General features: G+C 71.5%; 9 protein-coding genes. 8 read left to right on the top strand and 1 reads right to left on the bottom strand.

Annotated features, from left to right (window positions below; translation table 11 throughout):
* Window positions 1–729: 729 nt before the first annotated feature.
* Window positions 730–1,113, bottom strand: coding sequence for a helix-turn-helix transcriptional regulator (locus NBZ85_RS25630; protein ID WP_261562746.1), 384 nt, complete (start codon window positions 1,111–1,113; stop codon window positions 730–732).
* 118 nt (window positions 1,114–1,231) lie between these two features.
* Between NBZ85_RS25630 and NBZ85_RS25625 the strand changes: the two genes are divergently transcribed.
* The 8 genes from NBZ85_RS25625 (at window position 1,232) to NBZ85_RS32860 (ending at window position 6,629) form a co-directional block, all read left to right on the top strand.
* Window positions 1,232–1,450: a MerR family transcriptional regulator gene (locus NBZ85_RS25625; RefSeq protein ID WP_261562745.1), complete on the top strand. Its 219-nt coding sequence runs from the start codon at window positions 1,232–1,234 to the stop codon at window positions 1,448–1,450.
* Between the two features lie 19 nt (window positions 1,451–1,469).
* The gene (locus NBZ85_RS25620) at window positions 1,470–1,655 is read left to right on the top strand and encodes a hypothetical protein (RefSeq protein WP_261562744.1); all 186 of its coding nucleotides are present in this window, start codon (window positions 1,470–1,472) and stop codon (window positions 1,653–1,655) included.
* Window positions 1,656–1,951: 296 nt separating this feature from the next.
* Complete coding sequence (locus NBZ85_RS25615; RefSeq protein WP_261562743.1) at window positions 1,952–2,257, top strand: hypothetical protein; 306 nt, start codon at window positions 1,952–1,954, stop codon at window positions 2,255–2,257.
* Window positions 2,254–2,556 carry a hypothetical protein gene (locus NBZ85_RS25610; protein WP_261562742.1) on the top strand — a complete coding sequence of 101 codons (303 nt, stop codon included), beginning with the start codon at window positions 2,254–2,256 and terminating at the stop codon, window positions 2,554–2,556. Before NBZ85_RS25615 ends, NBZ85_RS25610 begins: the two co-directional genes overlap by 4 nt.
* 67 nt (window positions 2,557–2,623) lie before the next feature.
* Window positions 2,624–2,950 (top strand): hypothetical protein, encoded by a 327-nt coding sequence (locus tag NBZ85_RS25605; protein ID WP_261562741.1) that lies wholly within the window; start codon window positions 2,624–2,626, stop codon window positions 2,948–2,950.
* Window positions 2,951–3,148: 198 nt separating this feature from the next.
* Window positions 3,149–4,240: a hypothetical protein gene (locus NBZ85_RS25600; RefSeq protein WP_261562740.1), complete on the top strand. Its 1,092-nt coding sequence runs from the start codon at window positions 3,149–3,151 to the stop codon at window positions 4,238–4,240.
* The gene (locus tag NBZ85_RS25595; protein WP_261562739.1) at window positions 4,237–4,488 is read left to right on the top strand and encodes a hypothetical protein; all 252 of its coding nucleotides are present in this window, start codon (window positions 4,237–4,239) and stop codon (window positions 4,486–4,488) included. The genes NBZ85_RS25600 and NBZ85_RS25595 overlap by 4 nt, the downstream gene beginning before the upstream one ends.
* Complete coding sequence (locus NBZ85_RS32860) at window positions 4,485–6,629, top strand: FtsK/SpoIIIE domain-containing protein (RefSeq protein WP_261562738.1); 2,145 nt, start codon at window positions 4,485–4,487, stop codon at window positions 6,627–6,629. Before NBZ85_RS25595 ends, NBZ85_RS32860 begins: the two co-directional genes overlap by 4 nt.
* Window positions 6,630–6,632: the final 3 nt, after the last annotated feature.

Below are 6,632 nucleotides of genomic sequence, written 5' to 3'. Positions count from 1 at the left end.
GGCCACGACGGGGGGCGGGTCGGCATCGACGTCGGGAGGGCTATCCACATGATGATGTTGGCCGCGCGCACGCGCGAGATCATCATCATCAAGGTTTGAGTAGTTGCTTTGGGAAGAGCTCTGATTGTGTCCGTCTGGCGGAGTACTCATGGTCCGTCTGACGGAGTACTCGCGTTCGCGAGACGGACTACTCGCCTGGCGGAGTACTCCGTCTCGCGGAGTACTCGCCGCGGGGTCAGGGACGTCCCGGCCGATGTGTAGCCGGTACCGGGTGCGTTCCCGTGAGCCCCGTCGGGCAGGACGAGCCCGAGAGATCCACCCGCGCTCGTCCAACAGGTCGAGGTGCGCGTTGAGAGCGCTCTTCTTCAACCCCGTGCGCGCCGTGAGGGTGGCCTGTGAGGGCTGGAAGTTCTCCGGGATGATCGTCGTCCCGCCGTCGGTCGCGGCGAGGAGTACGTGCATCACGTGCCGGGCGGGCTGGGGAAGGTTGGACGCCATCACGGCGCGTTCGATGTCCCAGCGCGTGACGGGAGTGCCGGGATGGGTGTCCTGCCCAGCATCGGGTAGGCCCCCGCGGGCATCATGTGCCACGGGTTGTTAGCCCTTCTGAGGAAAGGGTGATCAGCCAAGGGCCGGCCGGGTGGTGAGACACCTGGTCGGCCCGCTTCGTTCATGGGCAGGAATGGCCTGCCGGGCGCCGTGGATGGCGACGGGGCACGGTGGGGCGGGTCAGCTCCGCCCGGCGGCCCACGCGCGGATCGTGGCCGCGTCCCATAGGCGTGACTTGCGGTGCCTGTGCGTGGGCGCGGGCAGGTCCGGCAGCGACGAGACCGTGTGCACGGGCACATCCAGAAACTTGCCGATGTCCGGTGCGCTCCACAGCTCGATGAGCCCACCGTCGTCATCGGTCCGGTCGGGACGGCGCTCCGAGACCCAGCGCTCGATGTCTTCGCCGCGCCACAGCGGGATGCCTCTGCGGGTGGCACGGGCCGCAGGCGGCGGGAAGTCCGGCGCCTTAGTGATCTGCCTGGCGCGCTGGCGGGTGACTCCGAGACGGATGGCGAGGTCACCCGTCGACAAGAAAGCCTGTTCCTGGTGGTCAACCACGTCCACATCTTGCTCGTTGGAACACTCCCGCCGCGTCGATGTCAGATGGAACTGTTGTCATCTGACGATACATGCCTTACCGTCGTCCCTGTCACATCCGCACCGACGCCACGAGGGAGGCCCCATGGAGCACGAGACCGGCCCGGACGCGCTGCTTACGACCGGCGAGGCAATCCGCGAACTCGCCGAACGCGGCCTGAAGATCCACTCGCGGACGCTGATCCGCTGGGCGCGGCAGGGGCAGGTCAAGGCCGAGACGCTGCCGTCCGGCCGCCTGCGCTACCGCCGCAGCCACCTACTCGCGATTGCAAGCGACCAGCCCACGGACACACCTGCCGCCTGAACGAAGGAGGAGAACGCGCATGCCGAAGAGCAGGGCCCGCAGGGTCAACGACCTCCAGCCCGGTGACCGCGTGGTCGGCATCGGCACCGTCGCCGCTGACCCGTCCAAGCCCGACCAGGACGGCGGCATCGCGGTGCCGCTCACCAACGGCACCACCGCGGACCTCGGCGACGACGGCATCGTCTGGATTCGCCCCGACCGCTGACCGGCAACAGAAAGCGGCCCCCGCCGGTGCTCGAACACCGACGAGGGCCTACGGACCGCACCTGAAACAGCAGGAGGACCCGCACGTGATGTTCTACATCGCCCCCCCGCACCCCGGTTCGCGCCCGGATCACCAGCGCAGCCCGGCGTGTCGCGCTGACCGCCGCCGTCCGGCTCCTTGACCGCCTGGACCCGGCCGGCCGCACCCCGGTCGCCGCCCCGTTCGCCTCGGCGCCGGTCGCCGTCGCTACCCCGGCCCCCAGCCCGGTGCTGCTCACCCCGGACGAGCTGCCTCCGGTGGAGGCGATCGACGCCGCCGCGGTGGTGTTCGACCGGGCTGCCGAGACCGCCCGGGTCGTGGATCGGGCGAAGCGGAAGGCCCGGAAGCTCCTCGACCGCCTCCCCGACGGCGTGTACGGCCGGGTGACCGTCGAGCGGGTGCAGAGCGCCAAGCAGACCCCCGACCTCGACCGGATCCGGGCCGACTACGCCCGCGCGGGGCTCGGGGAGGTCCCGATGCGGGACGTCGCGCCGACCCTGCGGGTCACCGTCGCCCCCGCGGCCACCTCCGACGTCACGACGCTGATCGGAGTGGCGGCATGAACAAGATCACCGACCTGTGCGTCGAGGGCAACGAGCCGAACCTGACCGCCCGGCCGGGGGTGACCGCGGGCGAACTCGCCGCGGCGTTGAGCTCCCTGCGCCCCGACACGCCCCTGACCACGGTCCACGCCGACGCCACCGGACTCGACCTGATCTTCACCGCGCCGGAGGCCCTGGCTGCCCTCCGCCGCTCCGTGATCGAGGGGAGCACCGGCACCCCGGACCCGTGGTTCGACGCGGCGACTCGCGCCGGGCTGGACCGGTCCGTGCGCGCCCAGCCCGCGGCGGCGACCCGATGAACCGGACGATCAGCCGGGCCGAGCTGGAGCCGTCCGCCGCGACCAGCGAGCGGACGGGAGATAAGCGATGAGCCGCCCCGGCCCGCTGTTCACCGCCGCCGACCTGGAACCGACCGCCGAGGAACTGGCCAAGGCCCGCGCCCGGGTCGCCGGCCGAGGCTGGGCCGACACAGACCTCTTCGCGGCGTCGGCGTTGCGTGTCCGCATGCCCGCTCTGGTGCTCGCGCTGACCTTGCCCTACGGGGCGCGGTCCGCCGCCCGGGACCTTCGCCACCTGGCCGCCGTTGCCCGCGCTTGCGAAGAGCACTTCGACGCCCTCAGGGACGAGTTGGACGCCCAGATCGCCGCCGACGACCAGGCCGCGCCCGGCCGGCCGAGCGGCGGTGACTGTTGATGTCCAGGTTCGCGCGGGTCCGCTGGCTGCGCTGCGACCGGTGCGGTGGCTCTTTCACCAGCGAGCAGGGGCACCGCGACTGCCCGCGGCCCATCCGGGTCGCGGTGGCCCGTCCGGAACCGGCCCCCGTGAACACGTCCGCGACCACGTCCACGACGAAAGGTGGCGACCCCCGATGAGCCAGTCTTTGGAGACGACGTGGGTGGGGTGGCGGGCGTGAAGTACAAGATCGAAACGGAGAAGCACACCGGCAGCCACACCGTCGACGGGGTGACCGTCCCCGTCGCCCGCAGCCGCCAGGTCGCCGTGCCGGTTCTTCCGCGGGACCTTGACGTGCTGGCCGCCCGTGCGGTCGTCGCCCTGGTCCTCGTGCTCACCGCGGTCTCCATCGTCTGGTCGACGGTGTCCATCGCCCATCTGCTGCAGGGGGACGTGACGGCGTACCTCGCCGGTGGCGTGTTCGATCTTGCGTGGTGTGCGGCGTTGGGGATGGCGTTCATGGTCCGGTTCCGCCCGGACCGCCGTGCGATTGTCGACCGGGTCGGCTGGGCGCTGCTCGCGGTGACGGTGAGCGCGATCGGGGTGGAGGGCTACCGGTCCGGTGGGCTGGCGATGGCCTGTGTTGGCGCGTCGGTCAGCGTCGCTGCCAAGGCGCTGTGGTGGACGTTGGGCCGGGTGACCCGGCCGGAACTGTCCCCGGACGACGCGCAGTGGGTTGCTGCGCAGATCTCCACCGCCAGCGCGCAACTCGCTGTCGCCTCGGCCCGCCGCCAGGTCGCCCGCGCCCAGGACCGGGCGACTGCCGAGCTGCTGGCGATGGAGGCGTCACGCCGGCCGCCGCACGGCGCCACCACCCCGGACGTGCACGCCGCCCCGGCTACCACCTCCATCCCCGAGGTGCTGCCCGCCCCGGCGGTCACCGCCGCCCCGGACACGACGCCCAGCATCCCCGAGGCGGCCCCTGTAACCGCCCTGGAAGCATCCGATCAGGCACCCGGGAGAACAGCCCCGGACCAGCGGAAACAGCTATCCCCGGGGCACTCCGGGGCGCGTCCCAACCGGGGTGTCACCGTCCCTCCCGCCGCCCGGGGCACGGCCGCCCCGACTCGGTCTGACAGCGAGCTGCTCGACGCCCTCGACGCCCTCGGTGAGGCGGCCGGCGGCCTGTCGATCCGCGCCGCTGCGACCCGTCTGGGTGTCGGTCAGGTCCGCGCGAAGCGGCTGCTGTCCGAGCACGCCGCCCGCCGCCAGCCGCTGTCACTCGTCAAGGACAGCGAGGCGGCGGGATGACCGGCGACGTCCGCGGCGACCTGCGACGGCTGCCCTGGTATGTCGCCATCGGCCTGGGTTTCCTCGCCGCCGCGGTCCTGGCCCTGCGTGTGGTCGGCCTGGTCGTCGCGGTCGTCGTCACCACCGCCGAACGCCTCGACGTCGCCGCCGCCACCGCGGCCGGTATCCGCCCGTTGGGCGCGTCGACCTGGCTGCTGCCCGCAGACATGACCGTTCCCGACCTGTTCCCGAGGGGAGACGACCAGTGAGTACCGAGTACGCCGAGCCGAACGGCACGGTCGTCACTGGCCCGTGGACCCCCACCATCGACCCCATCGACCCCGTCGAGGTGGCACCGGCCCCGCCGGCCGCCGCGGTGGTGCACGGCGAAATCCTCCCTGCCCGTCCGGCACCGCTGCCCGCCCGCACCCGGATCGCCGACCCGATCCGCCTACCCGCCTGGGTGACCAGCCGCACCGTCGCCCGCGCCACCGCCCGGCACAATGCCCGCGTTGCCGGACGGGTCGCGGTCCGCTCGTCGTGGCGCGCCCCGGCGGCGGTCCTGCGGGGCACCTGGCGGAGCGGCCGGTTCTGGTGGTCGTGGGTTAACGCCGACGACCTCGCCGTCGAACTCCGCGACGCCGACAGCGGCAAACTCGGCAAAGAGATCTTCGTTGTCCGTGACCATCGGAAGGTCCGCTGGTACCTGACCGGTGGGACGCTCGGCGGCACCGGTATCGCCGAAGCCATCGGCGCGGTCATGGTCGGCGACTGGGTGCCCGCGCTCAGCGGGATGGTGGCGATCAGCGCCGCGGGTATCGCAGGCCGCCGCCGGCGGACGCCCGGTGATCCTCTGGTCCCCGGTATCGAACGGGACACCAAGGTCGACTTGGCACCCGCCCATCTGAACGACGCCTTCCGGGCCGCCGGTCTGCTCCGCGGCGCGGACAGCAGCCTCGTGCTGCGAGCGCCGATCGTCCGCGACCGGTTGGACCGCGGCTGGGAAACCCTCGTCGACCTGCCCCGAGGCGGCGGGAAGACCGCCGCCGACGCCATCGGGAAGTTGCCGACGATCGCCGCTGAACTCAGCGTCGACGAGATCCAACTGGTGATGCGCCGGGTCCGCGCCCACGAGGGTGGGCACGGCCGCCGGCTGTCGCTGTGGATCGCCGACGACGACCCGTACATCGGCAAGCCAACCCCGTCGCTGCTGATCGACGTCGAACGCTTCGACTTCTGGAAGGCCGTGCCATTCGGGCAGGACGCCCGCGGGAACCGCATCGAGATCCTGCTGCTCTGGCAAAGCGCCTTCTTCGGTGGGCTGCCCCGGCGCGGGAAGACGTTCTCCATGCGGCTGCTCGTCGCCGCCGCCGTCCTCGACCCGTGGACTCAGCTTTGGCTGGCCGACGGGAAAGGCGGCGCCGACTTCCGCGCCGTCGCCCAGGTCGCCCACCGGTACGTCTCGGGCGCCGACCCGGACGATCTCGTGGTGTTCGAAGCGATGCTCGACGCGCTGATCAGCGAGATGTCGCGGCGGTTCGCGCTGCTCGCGAGTCTGCCGTCGTCCGTGTGCCCGGAAGGAAAACTCACCCCGCAGATCATGCGGAAATACCACCTGCCGCTGATCCCGTTCGTGATCGACGAGCTGCAGGAGTACTTCGAGGCCGTCGAGGAAGAGAAGGACCGCCAGCGGATCATCGGGAAGTTGGCGCGGATCGCGCGGCGCGGCCCGGCCGCCGGGATCATGCCCGTCTACGCGAGCCAGCGGCCCGACGCGAAGAGCGTCCCGACGAAGCTGCGGGAGATCGTCACCTACCGGTACTCCACCCAGGTCACCGACAAGACGAGCAGCGACATGGTCCTCGGTGACGGCAAGGCGAAAGCCGGCGCGGACGCCTCGATCCTATCCGAGGAACACAAGGGTGTCGGGGTGCTGGTCACCGGGCCGGCGTCGTTCGTCACCGTCAAGGCCGACCTGTTGGACAACCCCGAGTTCGAGATCATCTGCCAGCGGGGCCGGGCGCTGCGCCTGGCCGAGGGGACGTTGACCGGGCAGGCCGCCGGGGACATCACCGCCGCCGCCGGCGACGTCGGCTATGCGATCCCACCGCTGATCGGCGACGTGATGGAAGCGTTCGGCCAGCGGTCCCGCATGTGGACCGATGACCTGCTGGCCGCGCTGGTGAACCTCGACGAAGACACCTACGCCGAGTGGGACGGCACGATCCTCGCCGCGGAACTCGACGACGCCGGCGTGGTCCGCACGATGAAGCAAGTGAAGATCAACGGAGAGAACCGGGCCGGATGGGTGCTCCGCGACATCGAAGGCGCGATCCCACCGGAAGTCCTCGCCGCCCGCCCGTCGGCACGGCCGGTAGAGGGGACCCCCGCTACCTTCCCGGCCGGCTGACCC

The organism is Frankia tisae (assembly GCF_025403405.1).
Taxonomy (GTDB): Bacteria; Actinomycetota; Actinomycetes; order Frankiales; family Frankiaceae; genus Frankia; species Frankia tisai.
This window is presented reverse-complemented; position numbering and strand designations above follow the sequence as displayed.